The sequence below is a fragment of the Noviherbaspirillum sp. FW303-A3 genome, assembly GCF_058788695.1.
Window position 1 is genome coordinate 1,700,348 of sequence record NZ_JBYTAZ010000001.1, and the last position, 16,279, is coordinate 1,716,626.

At 60.7% G+C, this 16,279-nt stretch carries 18 protein-coding genes; 11 read left to right on the top strand and 7 right to left on the bottom strand.

Annotated features, from left to right (window positions below; translation table 11 throughout):
• Positions 1–65: 65 nt before the first annotated feature.
• Positions 66–308, top strand: a complete 243-nt coding sequence (locus AC3WOY_RS08305; RefSeq protein ID WP_420473195.1) for a hypothetical protein — start codon at positions 66–68, stop codon at positions 306–308.
• A gap of 21 nt (positions 309–329) precedes the next feature.
• Here the strand turns inward: AC3WOY_RS08305 and AC3WOY_RS08310 are convergent, their stop codons facing one another.
• From AC3WOY_RS08310 to AC3WOY_RS08320, 3 genes are all read right to left on the bottom strand, one after another.
• Complete coding sequence (locus tag AC3WOY_RS08310; protein ID WP_492422616.1) at positions 330–2,324, bottom strand: helicase-related protein; 1,995 nt, start codon at positions 2,322–2,324, stop codon at positions 330–332.
• A 79-nt stretch (positions 2,325–2,403) separates the two neighbouring features.
• On the bottom strand, positions 2,404–3,186 hold the full coding sequence (locus AC3WOY_RS08315; protein WP_492422618.1) for an alpha/beta hydrolase family protein: 783 nt from the start codon (positions 3,184–3,186) through the stop codon (positions 2,404–2,406).
• A gap of 27 nt (positions 3,187–3,213) precedes the next feature.
• Complete coding sequence (locus tag AC3WOY_RS08320; RefSeq protein ID WP_492422620.1) at positions 3,214–4,449, bottom strand: MFS transporter; 1,236 nt, start codon at positions 4,447–4,449, stop codon at positions 3,214–3,216.
• Between the two features lie 136 nt (positions 4,450–4,585).
• Here AC3WOY_RS08320 and AC3WOY_RS08325 point away from each other — a divergent pair, with 136 nt between their 5' ends.
• Entirely contained in the window at positions 4,586–5,110 is a 525-nt protein-coding gene (locus AC3WOY_RS08325) for a PaaI family thioesterase (RefSeq protein WP_492422622.1), read from the top strand.
• 37 nt (positions 5,111–5,147) lie between these two features.
• Here the strand turns inward: AC3WOY_RS08325 and AC3WOY_RS08330 are convergent, their stop codons facing one another.
• Entirely contained in the window at positions 5,148–5,897 is a 750-nt protein-coding gene (locus AC3WOY_RS08330; protein WP_492422624.1) for an SDR family oxidoreductase, read from the bottom strand.
• A gap of 166 nt (positions 5,898–6,063) precedes the next feature.
• On the opposite strand from AC3WOY_RS08330, the gene AC3WOY_RS08335 reads away from it, so the two are divergent.
• The 5 genes from AC3WOY_RS08335 (at position 6,064) to AC3WOY_RS08355 (ending at position 11,286) form a co-directional block, all read left to right on the top strand.
• Positions 6,064–6,639, top strand: a complete 576-nt coding sequence (locus tag AC3WOY_RS08335; protein WP_492422626.1) for a TetR/AcrR family transcriptional regulator — start codon at positions 6,064–6,066, stop codon at positions 6,637–6,639.
• Between the two features lie 156 nt (positions 6,640–6,795).
• Complete coding sequence (locus tag AC3WOY_RS08340) at positions 6,796–7,101, top strand: DUF485 domain-containing protein (RefSeq protein WP_492422628.1); 306 nt, start codon at positions 6,796–6,798, stop codon at positions 7,099–7,101.
• Positions 7,101–8,765, top strand: coding sequence for a cation acetate symporter (locus tag AC3WOY_RS08345; protein ID WP_492422630.1), 1,665 nt, complete (start codon positions 7,101–7,103; stop codon positions 8,763–8,765). Before AC3WOY_RS08340 ends, AC3WOY_RS08345 begins: the two co-directional genes overlap by 1 nt.
• 116 nt (positions 8,766–8,881) lie before the next feature.
• The gene (locus tag AC3WOY_RS08350) at positions 8,882–9,901 is read left to right on the top strand and encodes an IS110 family RNA-guided transposase (RefSeq protein ID WP_492421991.1); all 1,020 of its coding nucleotides are present in this window, start codon (positions 8,882–8,884) and stop codon (positions 9,899–9,901) included.
• A gap of 299 nt (positions 9,902–10,200) precedes the next feature.
• Entirely contained in the window at positions 10,201–11,286 is a 1,086-nt protein-coding gene (locus tag AC3WOY_RS08355) for a DUF294 nucleotidyltransferase-like domain-containing protein (protein WP_492422632.1), read from the top strand.
• A 54-nt stretch (positions 11,287–11,340) separates the two neighbouring features.
• Here the strand turns inward: AC3WOY_RS08355 and infA are convergent, their stop codons facing one another.
• The gene (infA, locus tag AC3WOY_RS08360) at positions 11,341–11,601 is read right to left on the bottom strand and encodes a translation initiation factor IF-1 (protein WP_492422634.1); all 261 of its coding nucleotides are present in this window, start codon (positions 11,599–11,601) and stop codon (positions 11,341–11,343) included.
• Between the two features lie 379 nt (positions 11,602–11,980).
• Positions 11,981–12,256 carry a DUF1488 family protein gene (locus AC3WOY_RS08365; protein ID WP_492422636.1) on the bottom strand — a complete coding sequence of 92 codons (276 nt, stop codon included), beginning with the start codon at positions 12,254–12,256 and terminating at the stop codon, positions 11,981–11,983.
• 139 nt (positions 12,257–12,395) lie between these two features.
• Between AC3WOY_RS08365 and AC3WOY_RS08370 the strand changes: the two genes are divergently transcribed.
• The 3 genes from AC3WOY_RS08370 to AC3WOY_RS08380 all read left to right on the top strand — a co-directional run bounded on the left by AC3WOY_RS08370 (position 12,396) and on the right by AC3WOY_RS08380 (position 13,693).
• Positions 12,396–12,668 carry a hypothetical protein gene (locus AC3WOY_RS08370; protein WP_492422638.1) on the top strand — a complete coding sequence of 91 codons (273 nt, stop codon included), beginning with the start codon at positions 12,396–12,398 and terminating at the stop codon, positions 12,666–12,668.
• Positions 12,669–12,914: 246 nt separating this feature from the next.
• Complete coding sequence (locus tag AC3WOY_RS08375; protein WP_492429236.1) at positions 12,915–13,124, top strand: cold-shock protein; 210 nt, start codon at positions 12,915–12,917, stop codon at positions 13,122–13,124.
• Between the two features lie 296 nt (positions 13,125–13,420).
• A complete protein-coding gene (locus AC3WOY_RS08380) occupies positions 13,421–13,693 on the top strand; it encodes a hypothetical protein (protein WP_492422640.1) in 273 nt (90 codons plus the stop codon).
• Between the two features lie 4 nt (positions 13,694–13,697).
• On the opposite strand, the gene AC3WOY_RS08385 is transcribed toward AC3WOY_RS08380, so the two are convergent.
• Positions 13,698–15,803 (bottom strand): putative bifunctional diguanylate cyclase/phosphodiesterase, encoded by a 2,106-nt coding sequence (locus AC3WOY_RS08385; RefSeq protein WP_492422642.1) that lies wholly within the window; start codon positions 15,801–15,803, stop codon positions 13,698–13,700.
• A 209-nt stretch (positions 15,804–16,012) separates the two neighbouring features.
• On the opposite strand from AC3WOY_RS08385, the gene AC3WOY_RS08390 reads away from it, so the two are divergent.
• A complete protein-coding gene (locus tag AC3WOY_RS08390; protein WP_492422644.1) occupies positions 16,013–16,246 on the top strand; it encodes a hypothetical protein in 234 nt (77 codons plus the stop codon).
• Positions 16,247–16,279 lie beyond the last annotated feature (33 nt).

A 16,279-nucleotide genomic window follows, 5' to 3' on the forward strand; every position in this document is an offset into this window, starting at 1 on the left:
CTACCGGGAAGTCATCCGGCGAGCGATCTGAAGCCTTGAACCACCCATTTCAAGAAGCGTAAAAAATGCAAACAATGACCTACTACATGGACAATCTGAAGGCCACTGCAGAGATCCAGGAAACCGATGTAGGCGGTGGCCGCATCCTCGCAGTCGTATCGATCCAGGAGGGCAAGGACGATCCCGCCCACCGTTCGCATCACACCATTGTGTTCGAGCCGGGCACCGGCAAGAGCATCATCGAAGCCACCAAGACCCTCGTGCACAACCTGATGCACAAGCATCACCTCCGAAAGCCGGCGGCGTAAGAGCCTGTTCAGTATCTAATCTCAGGCGTGGGTGCCGCGCACCTGCGCCGCTTTCTTCCCCGATCGCTGCCGCATCGCGCGGTTCTGCGACTGCAGGATGCGGTCGATCCGTTCCGATGCCTCCCGCGCCAAATGCTGCGCCTCCTCCCCATACGGGAAGAATTCCGGGCAGCGATAACCCAGCCACGCATATGCCGAATAGAGCTTGCAGGTGTCCTCGACATCCTGCAGCGATTCGCCCGGCACGTGCTCGCCGATCCAGTCCAGCTTGCTCGCCTGTCCCCGCGCCAGCGCGCGCGCCCACTTCTGCCATGCCGCATGCAGGGACGGGATGCGCGACGAGATCGGCACCAGCGACAGGGTGAATTTGTCCGCCAGCGTCAGCGGCAGCGTGTCCAGCCACAGCGCGCGCTCGGCCTGTTCCTCGGTGATGCGCGGTGTGAAGAATCCGTCCGGCACATCGATATCGGTTTCGAAGCGCTTGAGCAGTTTCGCCAGCGACTGCTCGCCGGTGACGGAGGTGATGCGGTTCAGGTGCTCCAGCGTGGGGGCGACGGAAAATCCGAGCGACGACACCGGCGGCACCTTTTCCTTCAGCAGCGCGCGGATGACGTAATGCGTGTCGTCGTCGTAACCGGCGACGAAACCTTCCTCGTGCACGCCGAAGCGGCCGGCGCGCCCCCCGATCTGCTTGGCGAGCGCGGCGCTCAGTTCCTCCTCCTCGACACCGTTGTACTTGACCGCGGTCGTCATCACCACGCGCTGGATGGGCAGGTTCAGGCCCATGGCGATGGCGTCGGTGCCGACGACGATATCGGCGGAGCCTTCGCGGAAACGCGCCGCCTGCGCGCGGCGCACTTCGGGCGACAGATTGCCGTACACGGTCGCTACCGAAAATCCGGTCTCGGTGATCATGTCGCGCCACATCAGGACCTCGCGGCGCGAGAAGGCAATCACCGCATCGCCGCGCCGCAGGTTGCGCAGCTTGCGTATCGGTTGTCCTTCCATCGATAGCGGCGCCTTGCGGCTCAGCACGCGCACTTCGAGCGGGCAATCCAGGCGCTTCGCCAGCGCCTCGACCGCACGGCGCGCTTCCGGTGCGCCGACGAGATAGACGACACTGGCCGGCGCACCGCACACCGCCGCCGTCCACGCCGCGCCACGGTCTCGGTCGCCCAGCATCTGGATCTCGTCGATCACGGCGACATCGACGCGCGTCTGCGGGTCAAGCATCTCCACCGTGCTGGCCACATGCGTCGCGCCCTCCACGACGCGGCGCTCTTCGCCGGTGACCAGGCTGACCTTGAGCCGCTCGCCGTTGCGCGCCCCTTCGGCCAGGCGTTCATAGTTTTCCAGCGCGAGCAGGCGCAGCGGAGCGAGATAGACGCCGCTCTTCGCCTTGGCCAGCGCCTCCATCGCTTCGTGCGTCTTGCCGGAATTGGTCGGCCCGAGCAGTGCGATGAACTTGCGCGGCATGCGGCGCGCGACTTCGAAGGAGGCCGGATACTCTGCCAGGTTGATGCTCTCGCGTGTGCGGGCTGCATTCGCCGCTTCCTGCTGGCGCTCGATGGCGTTCAGCAGGCGCTGTTCGATGCGGTCGAGGACGTGGTCGACCGGAGACGACGATTCCTTGAGCGCAAGGACGTGGAGGAATTCTTCCGCATCCAGCCCGACCTCTTCCGCGCGCGCGGCCAGCGCTTCGACGAATTCACCGACCTTGCGATGCAGGATCCCGCGTGCCTTCGGATGCACGCGTTCGTGCACGAGGGCGAGTTTCTTCTCGGCGGAAAGATTGCGCCATTTGCTGGCGTTGGCCAGGACGCCCTCCGGCGGCACGAGGTCATAGGGGACGCGCAGCGGCCCGGCTTCAACCTCGCCTGAAAAGCGGATCATGACGCGGCCTTCCAGCTTGGCCAGTTCCGCGCCATGGGTGCGGAGATGCTGTTCGAGGGCGCCGGACAGCGCCGCTTCGTTGTCAGGGTATTGCGGGGATGTTTCCTGCTCGGTCTTGTTCATGCCATTAGGATGTCTTGCAGCGGTGGGGGTTCCGCGCAGTAAACCCCAAATCCGTTCTTGCAGCAAGACATCCCGCTCCTCACGGCTGAAGCCGTCGTTTCTGTTTCAGGAAATCGACGGCTGCCTTGATCACGTTGTCGTCCTGGAGGATGCGGCGATGGCCGAGGCCGGCGGCCGGCAGCAGTTGCGAAGCCGGCCAGCGCGCATGCAGGCGGCGGCTTTCTTCGAACGGCACTTCCTTGTCGCCCTCATCATGGATGAGCAATGCCGGATGCGTCAGGCCGCGCACAATGGCGTCCTCTTCGAGCACGGCAGGGTCGATGCCCAGCGCCTCGTGCACGATCTTGCGGAAGCGCGCGAATCCGGCTTCGTCGAGGCCGCAGGCGGCGGCGAATCGCTGCAGCACGCGTTCGAACGAGGCCGGCCCTGCAATATGGACGCTCGCTTCGACGTTCAGTCCGTGCGTCATTGCATACAGGGCAGCCGGCGAGCCGGCCGAATGCGCGATCACGGCGTCGATCTTTCCAAGTGCCTCGCGTGCGGCGAGCACAGCCTTGCCAAGCTCCGCGACATCGCCCTTGTCCCCTTCGGAGTCGCCGTGGGCGGGACCGTCGAACGCCACCACACGGAAACCCGCTTCCCGCAGCGCGTGAAGAAATGCCAGCAGGTGCGCGGCCCGGCTCTCCCAGCCATGCACGAGCAGGACCGTCTTCGGGCCGTCGCCGGTCACGTAGCCGCGCAACAGCGACTCCTGATGACGGAAGGAGACCGGCGTCGCGCCGGGGATGGCGGACTCGTCGTTCGCGGTCTTTGCCGGACGGCGGGGATGAAGGAAGTAGGAGACGGCGGTTTCAGGAGTCATGGTCGTTTTCCTCATGCGGGCAGCGGATCAGGTCGCGGCGACCGCGCCTGCGCGATCCGGCAGCCGGGCTTCCCGGATCGGCAGGTTGGCGATGGCCGCCCCAAGGGCAAGAAGGATGTCCGCGTACCACATCCATTCGTAGTTGCCGAAACTCGCGAACGCCAGCCCGCCCAGCCAGGCGCCGAAGAATCCGCCGATCTGGTGGGACAGCAGCGTCAGTCCGAACAGCGTGGCGAGATAACGCATGCCGAACAGTTTACCGACCAGCCCTGCCGTCGGCGGCACGGTGGCGAGCCAGGTGAAGCCGAGCGCCGCGGCGAAGATGTAGAAGGTCCATTCCGTCTTCGGCGCGAGCAGGTAGATCACGATCAGCACGGCGCGGCTGCCGTACATCCCCGCGAGGAGATACTTCATGCGCATGCGGGACGACAGCGCACCGGCGGTCAGGCTGCCGGCGATATTGAACAGTCCGATCAACGCCAGGGCCGTGGCCGACACGCCCGCAGGCAAGCTGCACAGCGCCACTTCTCCCGGCAGGTGGGTGACGAGGAAGGCGATATGGAATCCACAGGTAAAGAAGCCCGCATGCAGGAGCAGGTAGCTCGGATCGCGCATCGCGATCTTCAATTGCTGCTTCAATCCGATGTGCGAAGGATCGGCCGCCGCCTGCACTGCCAGCGCGCGCCTGCGACGCAGCGGCCATGCCAGCGGAATCGTGAGCAGTGTCGTGACGGCCATGGTCAGCATCGCGGCGACCCATCCGGCGGTATTGATGATCGCCTGCATGAGCGGCGCAAAGACGAACTGGCCGAAGGATCCGCCCGCGTTGATGAAGCCCGATGCGAAAGCGCGCCGCTCGGCCGGCAGGCGTTGCGCGGTGGCGCCGATCAGGATGGAAAAGCTTCCCGCGCCCGCCCCCGCCGCACTCAGGATGCCCAGGGTCATGATCAGGCCCCACTGCGAGTCGACGAAAGGCGTCAGTGCGGTTCCCACTGCCAGCATGACGGCGCCGGCAACGATCACCTTGCCCGGCCCATGCTTGTCCGCGATGGCGCCGAAGATCGGCTGCGACGCGCCCCACATGAACTGGCCAACGGCCATGGCAAAGCTGATCGACACGATCCCCAGCCCGGTCGACGTATTGATCGGCGACACAAACAGTCCGGTCGTCAACCGCGCCCCCATTGTAATCATCAGGATGGCCGCCGCTGCCAGCGTCAGCATCCATGCTGCACCGGCCGTCATTTCAGGTTGTTGTTGCATGCGTTTTCTCCTTCACCACAGGATGTATATGTATATGCATATTTATACGCGAAATCGATTATAGTGTATATGCATATGTTTTGCCGGCGGCTTTACGCCGGCCTATCTTCCACCGACTTTTCCAGAGAGGCGCGCAATGAACCTGCAAGATCCCCAGAAAGAATGGCAAGCCGATGAAGCAGCCGTCCGGCCCGCATTGATCCCGGCCGGCGTTGCATCGCGCGAGCAGTTGCGCGAGCGTTCGGGCGTTGACTTCCTTCTCGGCATCATGCGCGGCGAACTTCCTCCCGCGCCCATCGGCGAACTGCTCGACTTCGTGCCAGTGAAGGTCGAGCCGGGCCTGATGGTCTTCCAGGGCACGCCGGGACCGCAGCATTACAACCCCATCGGTTCCGTCCACGGCGGTTATGCGGCAACCCTGCTCGATTCCTGCGTCGGTTGCGCGATCCACAGCATGCTGCCCGCCGGCAAGGGCTACACCACACTTGAATTGAAGATCAACTTCGTCCGCGCCCTCACCGACAAGACCGGCCCCATCCGCGCCGAAGGCAAGGTGATCCACCTCGGCGGCCAGGTCGCGACCGCGGAAGGGCGCATCGTGGATGCGCAGGGCAGGCTGTACGCCCACGCCACGACCACCTGCCTGGTGTTTCCCATCTGAAGGATGTGCGCAGCCGGAAGCCGGCTGCGCTTCTGCGTTACAGCTGTGTGGCGCCGCCATCCACATAGATCGTCGAACCCGCCATGTAGGAGGATTCCGGAGACAGCAGGAAGGCGACGGCCGACGCCACCTCTTCCGGCTTGCCGTAGCGTTTCATTGGATTGCTTTCCTTGATCCGCGCCACCATGCCCGCCGCAGCCTCCTTCGGCAGGCCGCCGGTGCGCTGCCAGATGGGCGTCTCGACCGGCCCCGGGCTGACCGCGTTCACACGTATACCGCGGCCGAGCAATTCGCCCGAGAAGGTGCGCGCCATGGAGCGCACCGCGGCCTTGCCCGCCGAGTAGACCGCGGTCATCGGCACACCGGTTTCCTGCGTCACCGAAGCGTTCACGACGACGGACGCGCCGCTCGCCAGCAAGGGAATGGCCTTCTGGATGGTGAAGAACACGCCTTTCACATTGGTGTTCATCAGCGCGTCATAGGCCGCTTCCGTCACGGTCTCGATGGGTTGGAAGGTGGCTATGCCCGCATTGGCGAACAATCCGTCCAGCCTGCCGTATTTCTCGCGGATGCCCGCATACAGCCGGTCGAGGTCGCCAAGGCTGGTGACATCCGCCACCACCCCTGCCGCGCGCGCACCGATCGCTTCCACTGCCGCATCCAGGCTGTTGCGGTCGCGCCCGGTGATGATGACCGCGCCGCCTTCTTCCACCACGCGCTTCGCGGTCGCCAGTCCGATGCCGCTGTTCCCGCCGGTAATCAATACGACCTTGTCCTTGAATCTCATTTGCATTCCTTTTCGAAAGTAAAGCGATCCCCGGAGCGGCCCCTGTCACTCCTGCGTCGCCAAATAAATGGTGAGGCCGGCGCCGTCAGCTTCGGCCTTTAATCATGATGACTGTCATGATTAAATTTATTATGATGACCATCATGTAAAAAGTCAAGGATGGATCATGAAGGTATCTCGCGAGCAGATGGCGGCCAACCGCGAACGCATCCTGGAAGCCGCAGGCAGGTTGTTCCGTGAACGCGGTTTCGAGAACGTCGGCGTCGCCGAGGTCATGCAAGTCGCAGGGATGACGCATGGCGCGTTCTATGGCCACTTCGCCTCGAAGGAAGCACTGGCTGCCGAAGCGGCGGCGCATGCGCTTGAACAGACCACGGCGCGGTGGAAAGGCATCCTCGAGAAAGACGGCGAAAAGGGCCTGCGCGAAATCGTCGAGCTCTACCTCTCTCCCCGGCACCGCGATGCCCCCGGCGCCGGCTGCGCGATCGCCGCCCTCGGCCCCGAGATCGCGCGACAGGAATCGGCCGTGCGCGACGCCTTCGCACAGGAAGTGATCCAGCAGCTGGGCACGCTTGCCTCCTTCATGCCTGCAGGAACGACAGAAGAAAAGCGGGAGAAAGCAATGGCACTGCTCTCGCAGATGGTCGGCGCCATTGTCATCAGCCGGGTACTCGGCCGCAAGTCCATATCGGAAGACATGCTTGCGGCAGCGAGAGCCGCAATGAAATTGTCATCGAAATGACAAAGACAGAGCGGCACGGATGATCTGCATCAAACCTTCGTCGATTTTCCGCGCGCAGAGCGAAGAAATCGCAATCCCCTTACGCGGGTAAGGGATCAGTAAGTCAGCGCACGTATCCTCGCAAGCTCTTATGAGTCACACATTGAGGACGTGAAAATGGAAGACGATATTGTCCAGAAGGTCAAATCGAATCAGAAATACCAGAAGCTGGTATCTAGCCGCTCCACCTACGGATGGACGCTCACGTGGATCATGATGGTCGCCTACTATGGCTTCATCATGCTGGTCGCCTTCAACAAGGAATTGCTGGGCCAGAAGATGGGCGCCGGCGTGACGACCTGGGGCATTCCCATCGGCCTGTTCGTGATCGTGTTCACCGTCATCATCACCGGCGTTTACGTGCGCCGCGCCAACGGCGAGTTCGATGAACTCACCGCGCAGATCCGCAAGGAGGTGATGTGATGCAGGCCCTCAAGCGCATTCTCCCGGCACTGGCCCTGCTGGCCGCAACCGGCGCCGCATTCGCGGCCGGCGGCGACCTCGGCCAGGCAGAAAAGCAGGCGACGAACTGGACCGCCATCTCGATGTTCGGCGTGTTCGTCATCTTCACCCTGTTCATCACCAAGTGGGCCGCGGCCAAGACCAAGTCCGCCGCTGACTTCTATACGGCCGGCGGCGGCATCTCCGGCTTCCAGAACGGCCTCGCAATTGCAGGCGACTACATGTCGGCCGCATCCTTCCTCGGCATTTCCGCCGCGGTGTTCCTGAACGGCTACGACGGCCTGATCTACTCGATCGGCTTCCTCGTCGGCTGGCCCATCATCACCTTCCTGATGGCGGAACGCCTGCGCAACCTCGGCCGCTTCACCTTCGCCGACGTCGCCGCCTACCGCTTCGAGCAAAAGCCGATCCGCGCCTTCGCCGCATCGGGCACGCTGGTCGTCGTCGCGTTCTACCTGATCGCGCAGATGGTCGGCGCAGGCCAGCTCATCAAGCTGCTGTTCGGCCTCGAGTACTGGGTCGCGGTCGTCCTGGTCGGTTCGCTGATGATGGTGTACGTGCTCTTCGGCGGCATGACGGCCACCACCTGGGTGCAGATCATCAAGGCGATCCTGCTGCTGTCGGGCGCATCGTTCATGGCCTTCGTCGTCATGTCGCAGTTCAACTTCAGCCCGGAAGCGCTGTTCGCCAAGTCGGTCGAAATCCACGAGAAGAAGGACGCCATCATGTCCCCCGGCACCTTCATCCGCGACCCGATCTCGGCAGTTTCGTTCGGCATGGCGCTCATGTTCGGCACCGCCGGCCTGCCGCACATCCTGATGCGTTTCTTCACCGTGCCGAGCGCGAAGGAAGCACGCAAGTCGGTGTTCTGGGCCACCACCTGGATCGCCTACTTCTACATCCTGACCTTCATCATCGGCTTCGGCGCGATCGTGCTGGTGAGCACCAATCCGGACTTCAAGGATGCAGCAGGCAAGCTCCTCGGCGGCAACAACATGGCGGCGATCCATCTCGCCACCGCAGTGGGCGGCAACGTGTTCCTCGGCTTCATCTCGGCCGTGGCCTTCGCCACCATCCTCGCCGTGGTCGCCGGCCTCACGCTGTCCGGCGCATCGGCCGTGTCGCACGACCTGTACGCCACCGTCATCAAGAAGGGCCAGGCAACCAGCGAAAACGAACTGCGTGTCTCGCGCGCGACCACCATCGTGCTCGGCATCATCGCGGTCGTCCTCGGCATCGTGTTCGAGAAGCAGAACATCGCGTTCATGGTGTCGCTGGCCTTCGCGATCGCCGCGTCGGCCAACTTCCCGGTACTGTTCATGTCGGTGCTGTGGAAGGGCTGCACCACGCGTGGCGCAACGATCGGCGGCTTCCTCGGCCTGATCACGGCTGTGGTCCTGACCGTGCTGTCGAAGTCGGTGTGGGTGGACGTGTTCGGTTACAAGAGTGAAATCTTCCCGTATACTTCCCCGGCCCTGTTCTCGATGACCGCCGGTTTCGTCGGCATCTGGCTGTTCTCCATCCTCGACAGCAGCGAGCGTTCCCGCAAGGACCGCGTCGGTTACGAAGCGCAGAAGATCCGCTCCGAAACCGGCATCGGCGCGGCAGCTGCTTCTGCCCATTAAACAGGCAGACTCGATGCAACCCCGGGGAGCGATCTCCGGGGTTTAATGAGATGGTCACCCTCCACCCTATCAGCGACTACGCTAGTAGGGTGTTTTTACTTGGAGCGGAGATCATCATGGAAGACGTAACGCTGATTGGTATTGACCTTGGGAAGCATTCTTTCCACCTGCACGGCCAGGATCGCCGCGGCAAAGCCGTCTTTCGCAAGAAGTTCTCCCGCAAGCAACTGCTTGAGTTCCTTGCAACGTTCCAACCCTGCACTATCGTAATGGAAGCGTGCGCCGGCGCTCACCATATGGCCCGGCACCTGGCTTCATTTGGACACGATGTGAAGCTTATCAATCCCCAATTCGTCCGCCCCTTCGTTAAGGGCAACAAGAACGATTTCATCGACGCCGAAGCGATCTGTGAAGCGGCGTCGCGCCCCAACATGCGTTTCGTTACACCGAAGACGGAAGCCCAGCAGGTGCTGGGCGCGTTGCACCGAGTGCGAGAATCCTTGGTGCGCGACAAGGTCAAGACGACCAACCAGATCCACGGCTTCCTGCTGGAATTCGGCATCAGCCTCCCCATTGGTCAAGCCGTTATCACCCGTCTATGTTCCGTGCTGGCAGAACACCGACTGCCAGCACGGCTGGTATCCCTGCTGGAACGACTGCATGCTCATTACAAATACCTGGTGGAACAGATTATCGAAGTGGAGAAGGAACTGGTTCGGCAATTGGCCGACGATGACCTGGGCCAACGTCTGCTGGTGGTTCCAGGGCTGGGCCCGATTACGGCGAGCCTCCTGTCGGCGGAGGTTGGGGACGGCAAGCAGTATCGCTGCAGCCGCGACTTTGCCGCATCAATTGGGCTGGTACCGCGACAGTATAGTACTGGTGGCAAGGCCAACCTGCTCGGCATCAGCAAGCGTGGCGACAAGCACCTTCGGCAGTTGTTAGTGCAATGCGCCCGTGCCTATATGCAGCGCCTTGACCGACAAACCGGTCGCCTCGCAGAGTGGGTACGCGAGCTGCTGTTGCGGCGCCATTCCAATGTAGTTGCCTGCGCACTGGCCAACAAGCTGGCGCGCATGGCGTGGTCGATGGCAGCCAAGCATACCCAATACCGGACCGAGGGTGCCGTAGCATAATTCCCGGTCCATCCTGCAGTAGATTTGACACACCCAACTGGTTTTGCGACTGAAGAAATTGGATGACATGAACGGCACACCGGCCTGACGGACAACCTGTCAAATAAATGGGCTCTTTGAAGCCGCGGGTTTTTTTAGGACTGTCAGGCGCGATTCTCATCGTGGCGCGGAGCACTGCTCCAAATGACGCCGGATAGATTTATGCAAGCCACTTCATATCGTCTGAACTCCCAGTTGCAAATAGGAGGGTGACCATAGATTTTTATTTTCGCCGCAGGCCGTTGCGATAAACAACCGACATGCTCGACCCGAACACACCGTGCCCTGATCCCGCAGCCGGCCTGAATACGCCGGCATTGCAGCAGGCGCATGCCATTGTTGCCGCCGCCAACGACGTGCAAGGCGTGAAGCTGGCCGCTGCAAGGATTCGCACCCTTGCACACCAATTGGCGGACGACATGGGAGGTTCCGAACCGGCGACGCGCATTATTTCAACCGTCAACGACATACTGACGCGTCGCGTGATCGAGATAGTTGCCGCCGATGCCATACCAGGCAACTTGCCATGGTGCTGGATTGCGCTCGGCAGCGAAGGCCGCCAGGAACAGACGCTCTCGAGCGACCAGGACAACGGCATCATTTTTGAGGGTGAGGGAGAAAGCGGCCGTGCACGCCTCCTCGACCTGGCAAAGCGGATCAACGACGCCCTCGATGCCTGCGGCTTTCCCCTGTGCAGGGGCAATGTCATGGCAGGCAACCCGGACTGCTGCCTCAGCCTGGCCGAGTGGAAGGAACGCTTCCGGGAATGGATTTTCGAAGGCGATCCGCAGGCGCTGCTCAATGCCACCATCTTCTTCGACCTGCGTCCGCTATACGGTGCGCATGCGCTTGCCGAGGAATTGGGAAACTGGCTGGCGCAGGAAGCATCCGGGAACCCGCGCTTCCTTTACCAGATGGCCGCCAACGCCTTGCAACGTGAAGTCCCGCTCGGGCTGATCCGGCGGTTTGCCGTGGAAAGAAAGGGAAAGCACCGGGGCACCATCGACCTCAAGATGAAGGCAGCCGCCCTCTTTGTCGACGGCGGTCGCATCTACGGCCTTGCCAGCGGCTCCCATGCCGTGAACACGGCGGACCGGTTCCGCCTGGCAGTGAAGGCAAACCGTTTGCATCCGACCGAGGCGGAGGGCTGGATCAATGGATTCCACTTTATCCAGTCGCTTCGGTTGAAGAACCAGCAGGCCTGTTACCGGCGTGGTGAGGAAATCCACAACCATGTCGTGCCGTCCATGCTCGACGCAAGCGACCGCGCACGGCTGCTGGACGCATTGCGTCAGGCCCGTCACCTGCATCACCGGCTAGTGCTCGACTATCCGGGGATCGGGTGATAGTGCGGAGTGAAGAGGTTTGATTGCGTGGCGGGAATGCCACGCAGATGCGTGTCAGCGACGGCGCTGGTAGCCGGTGGAAACCGGTCCGCGCTTTTCGAGATGGCGGAAGGTGATACGACCTTTGCTCAGGTCATAGGGCGACAGTTCGATCGACACCTTGTCGCCGGCAAGGATGCGGATGTGGTGCTGGCGCATCTTGCCGGAAGTGTAAGCGATCAACTGGTGGCCATTTTCCAGGTTCACACGAAAACGGGAATCCGGGAGCACCTCGGTCACGAGGCCACTCATTTCAAGCAATTCTTCTTTAGCCATGCTACGGTCCAATACTAAAAGTGCGTCAACGGCTGCCGGCGCAAAATGCCCTGCCAGAACAAGATGGCCTCATTCCTTGGTTGCAGAGACTGCGCAAACGCCTGGCGCAGGGGATCAAAAGACGCCGTGCCTCAAACTGGCAGGCCTGGCGAGGAATTAACGGCGCCGGGGATCGGCGGAACGATGAAGTGGTCGGCGAACGCAGGCTTTTTTCATGCCTGCACGACCTATAAGGACTGAAAGAGACGAGGTGAGGACACCGGCTCCGTCCAAGCGGATAATCCGCCATCGGACGCCGCACTATACCACATGCCGCCCATCCCCGCTCAGCGCGCGTGAGCGCAGGATGAGCAAGCGGTACATCGCCGGCCGGAAAAAATTACCGGGTACGCGGCGAATTGAACGTTTCCGGGCGCATGACCAGCGGCGTCCCTTCCACACCGGCGGCGACCAGCCTGCGCGCAACGCCGCTGATGTTCGACTCGAAGCTGTGGAAGATTTCCATCATGTCGACATCCTCGTCATCGCCCTTGAAAGAAGACAGCTTGTGCAAGGCTTGCGGCGTGATCAGGCACTCGCGCTTGACGGAATCGACGACGACAGTGAATGTGATGCCCTCTTCAGAGAGGCAGGGTTGGTTGATTGCGTGGCTCATGATTGTCCTTTTGCAAACATCGCGACGATGACGCTGGCGAGCACCATGGAATTCGCCTGGTGCGAGCGGTTGCATGAGCTGGTCATGCGACGGGAGCGGTACGCCTTATGCTTGGCATTCCTTTTTGGGAGTATCCATCATGACCAAGTTTGAAATCATGGCGCTGATCATGCGCAAGGAAAGCCAGTTCGAGGGAGACGCCTTTACCATTGCCGCCAAGCTCGCTACTTGCCTGGAGCCATTATCGGAACGCCTGCAGGATGATGAACTGGCAGAATTCATTCAGATCGGCGGCGCGATCTACCGCTATGGTGTTGAACAAAGCAGGCAGAGCGTACCGCTCGAAGACCTCTTCCCTGCATGCGAAAACTGGCCGAGTCCGCATCCTGACCGCGGCGGCTTCAGGCATTAAAGCGGTATTGCCCGGGTTGTCGCCGGGGAAGAAAAAATAAATACCGATACCATTAGGTGCGCTGGCGGTTTGCGTGTATAGTGGCCCATCGCACTTGCATCAAGTCGTCGTCTTTGCTGGTCTCGTTCCCGTCTTGCTCTATCTCCAGAGCCATTCCTGTCTGATTCCCTTCGGTCGTATTTCTTGGTCCAGAGCGTATTTTCTGGCGCAAGCCTTCACCCCAATCCGATAGGAATCCTCATGAGCATGCAAACACAAACCGGCACCGTCAAATGGTTCAACGACGCCAAGGGCTTCGGCTTCATCAAACCCGATGAAGGCGGCGACGACCTCTTCGCCCACTTCCAGGACATCCAGTCCACCGGCTTCAAGAGCCTCGCCGAAAACCAGCGCGTGTCCTTCGAGCGCGGCACTGGCCCCAAGGGCGCCAAGGCAACGAACATTCGTCCGATCTAAATTTCTACGCTCTGCCAGACGCGCAAGCGCCGGCGGCAGCTGCCAACGGATTTCAAGGTGCGCGCACCATGCAGATAGCATGGGTTGCAACCCGATGATCCTTGGGACACCCTGCAGATAGCCTGGGTCCCAAATGCCAGAGTGGAAACGAAAGCCCGTCATTGACGGGCTTTCTTCTTTTTCGGCTCAGAAATCCGGCGAAACGCACAAAAATGGAACCTTCGATGTGCGCCACAGCCATACCAAAAACACTCGCTGTTTCAACACAAGCCACAATACCGGACGAGGGACACATCATGGACCAAGACGAAATCCTGGCCTTCATCACGCAAGTTGAGACCGAGGACATCGATCCTGTTTGCGTCGCCAAGGTCTATGCAGCCGCGGTCGACGACATGCAAACCCGCATCTCGGCGCAGGACTTGCGAAGGCTGTTGCTCATCGGCGCCGCAATGTACCGCAACAGCATCAAGGGTCAGCATATCGAGTTGCAGCTTCCGGCATCGGAAAAGAGCGAGGATGGACGCGATATGTTCAATGCCGAACCATTCAACGGCGTGCTGCATTAGTACGTTAATGCAGCGCCAGCCCGGATTGCGCGACGCGCGCCCTGATGATCGCTTCCAGGTCGTCCGAGGGTACCGGCGGGCTGAAGAGGTATCCTTGTCCTTCATTGCAATGATGCGCATGCAGGAAGCGCAACTGCTCGTCGGTTTCCACGCCTTCGGCAATCACCCTCTGCCTCAGGCTGGCACCCATACCGATTACCGCACTGACAATGACGCCGTTGCCGCCGGTTCCGGAAATCGTCTGTATGAAGGACTGGTCGATCTTCAACACATCAACAGGGAAGCGGCTCAGGTAACTCAGGCTGGAATATCCCGTACCAAAGTCATCGACGGCAAGCTGCACACCCACTTCCTTCAAGGCATGCAGGATAGCGCTGCTCGACTCGACATTCCTCATCAGAACGGTTTCTGTCAGCTCAAGTTCAAGAAACCGAGGCTCCAGGCCTGTTTCCTCGAGCACATCGCGGACATTTTCGATAAACCGCCTGTCGCGAAACTCGATGGCAGACACATTCACGGCGACTGACATGGACGGCAGTCCCTGGTCCAGCCAGGCCTTGGCCTGGGTGCACGCCTGACGGAGGATCATTCGTCCGATGGGGACGATCAGTCCTGAATCCTCCGCCACCGGAATGAATGACTCCGGAAGTACGACTCCGCGGTCAGGATGCAACCAGCGGACCAGCGCCTCGACACCAGTAACGCGCCCGGTGAGCAGATCGATTTTCGGCTGGTAGTACAAGGCGAATTCGCCACGATCGATGGCGCACCGCAGCTCTGCTTCCGTCGTCTGGCGTTCGACCGCCAACGCGTTCATCTCGAGATTGAAGAACTGGTAGTTGTTCTTGCCCTTCGTCTTTGCATGGTACATCGCGGTATCGGCATTCTTGAGCAGCGTTTCGCCATCTTCACCGTCCGTCGGGAAAAGACTGATTCCAATACTGGTGGTGATATGGAGTTCATTGCCATCGATATGGTGTGGAGACGCCAGCGCCCGAAGGATCTTTTCTCCGATCACCGTCGTTCGCTCCGCCTGGACATCTTCCAGGACCAGCACCACGAACTCGTCGCCGCCCTGCCGGCTTACCGTGTCGGAATGGCGGACTTGCGCAACCAGCCGGCCGGCGACCGACTCCAGCAGCTTGTCACCCACCGAATGTCCTAGCGAGTCATTGATGTGCTTGAAATTGTCGAGATCCAGGTACAGGACCGCGACCTGGGTGCCATGGCGGTGCGCATATGCCATCGCCTGTTGCAGCCTGTCGTTCAGCAACATGCGATTCGGCAGGCCCGTCAGGTAATCGTGCTGGGCGAGATGCTCCATTTTCTGCGCCATCGCCTTTGCTTCCGATACGTCATGGAAGGTCACGACCGCGCCGGTGACTTCACCATGCCTGTCAAAAATCGGCGCCACCGAGTCTTCTATCGGCGATTCATATCCATCCCGCCGCACAAGTACGGACATGGCGTGAAGCGACATGCTTTTCTTCCGCTCGATGACCAGTTCGATGGGATTGCGGGCAGGCTCGCGCGTATTGCCGTCAATGAGATGAAAGACATCCGCAATGGGCCTGCCGCACGCCTCGTCGCGCGGCCATCCTGTCATCCGCTCGGCTTCCCTGTTCAGGTAGGTAATGTTGCATGAAACATCGGTGCTGAGCACGCCATCCCCGATGGACTCCAGCGTGACGCGTACCCGCTCCTTCTCGACGTACAAGGCCTCTTCGATCTTTTTTCTCTGGATGATGCTGCGCAGGGCCTGCGGAATCAGTGCGTGTTCAAAGAAATCCTTGGACAGATAGCCCTGCGCACCGCGCTGTACAGCCGCCACCGCAAGGTCTTCATTACGCTGGTCGGACAGAACCATGGCCGGTATATGCGGTACGCGCTCGAACAAGGCATCAAATGTGGCTATCCCTTGGCTGTCCGGCAGAAACAAGTCCAGCAGTACGATGTCGACATTGCCTTTCCGCAAGCGTGCCAGGCCATCCGCCAGCCACCTGTTCCATTCGACGTTAAACGGACCATCCCTGGCCATAGCCAGCGTCTTCTTGAGCGCTCCGGCGTCTGATGCGTCGTCCGTGATGATGAGGACAGTGTTGACAGGCATAAAGCATCGCTTTCAGGAACGGGCTGAATCACATCGCGCAGCAGCTTGCTGCGTAAAAGTTGAGACACCGCCATTCATGCCCGGTTCGTGCACTGCCATCCATCTCTTGCTGCCGTGAACCGGAAAAACCAAGATTCCAAAAGCAACAACAAATAGTTACTTACCATTTTGAAAAGCACGTAGAATGGGCCGCACGACGGAAGGAACATATGATCAAGAATCTTGGAATTCGCATCACTGACTCCATGCGCACCGCGCCCGAGTACCTGCATGCGAAACGCTTGTTCGTCGAACGGCAGGAGCTGCAAGCGAAGTTACGCGAAATCAATCGCGCGCTGCGACATTTGCAGGGCAAGGCTGGCAGCCTCGTCAGTCTTGCCAAGTCGGATTTGGACGCCGAAATGAGGCGATCCGGCTATGCAATCAATGACCACGCAGCATAACAGGCGTACAGAAGCGGTCGTTTTCGAGCGACA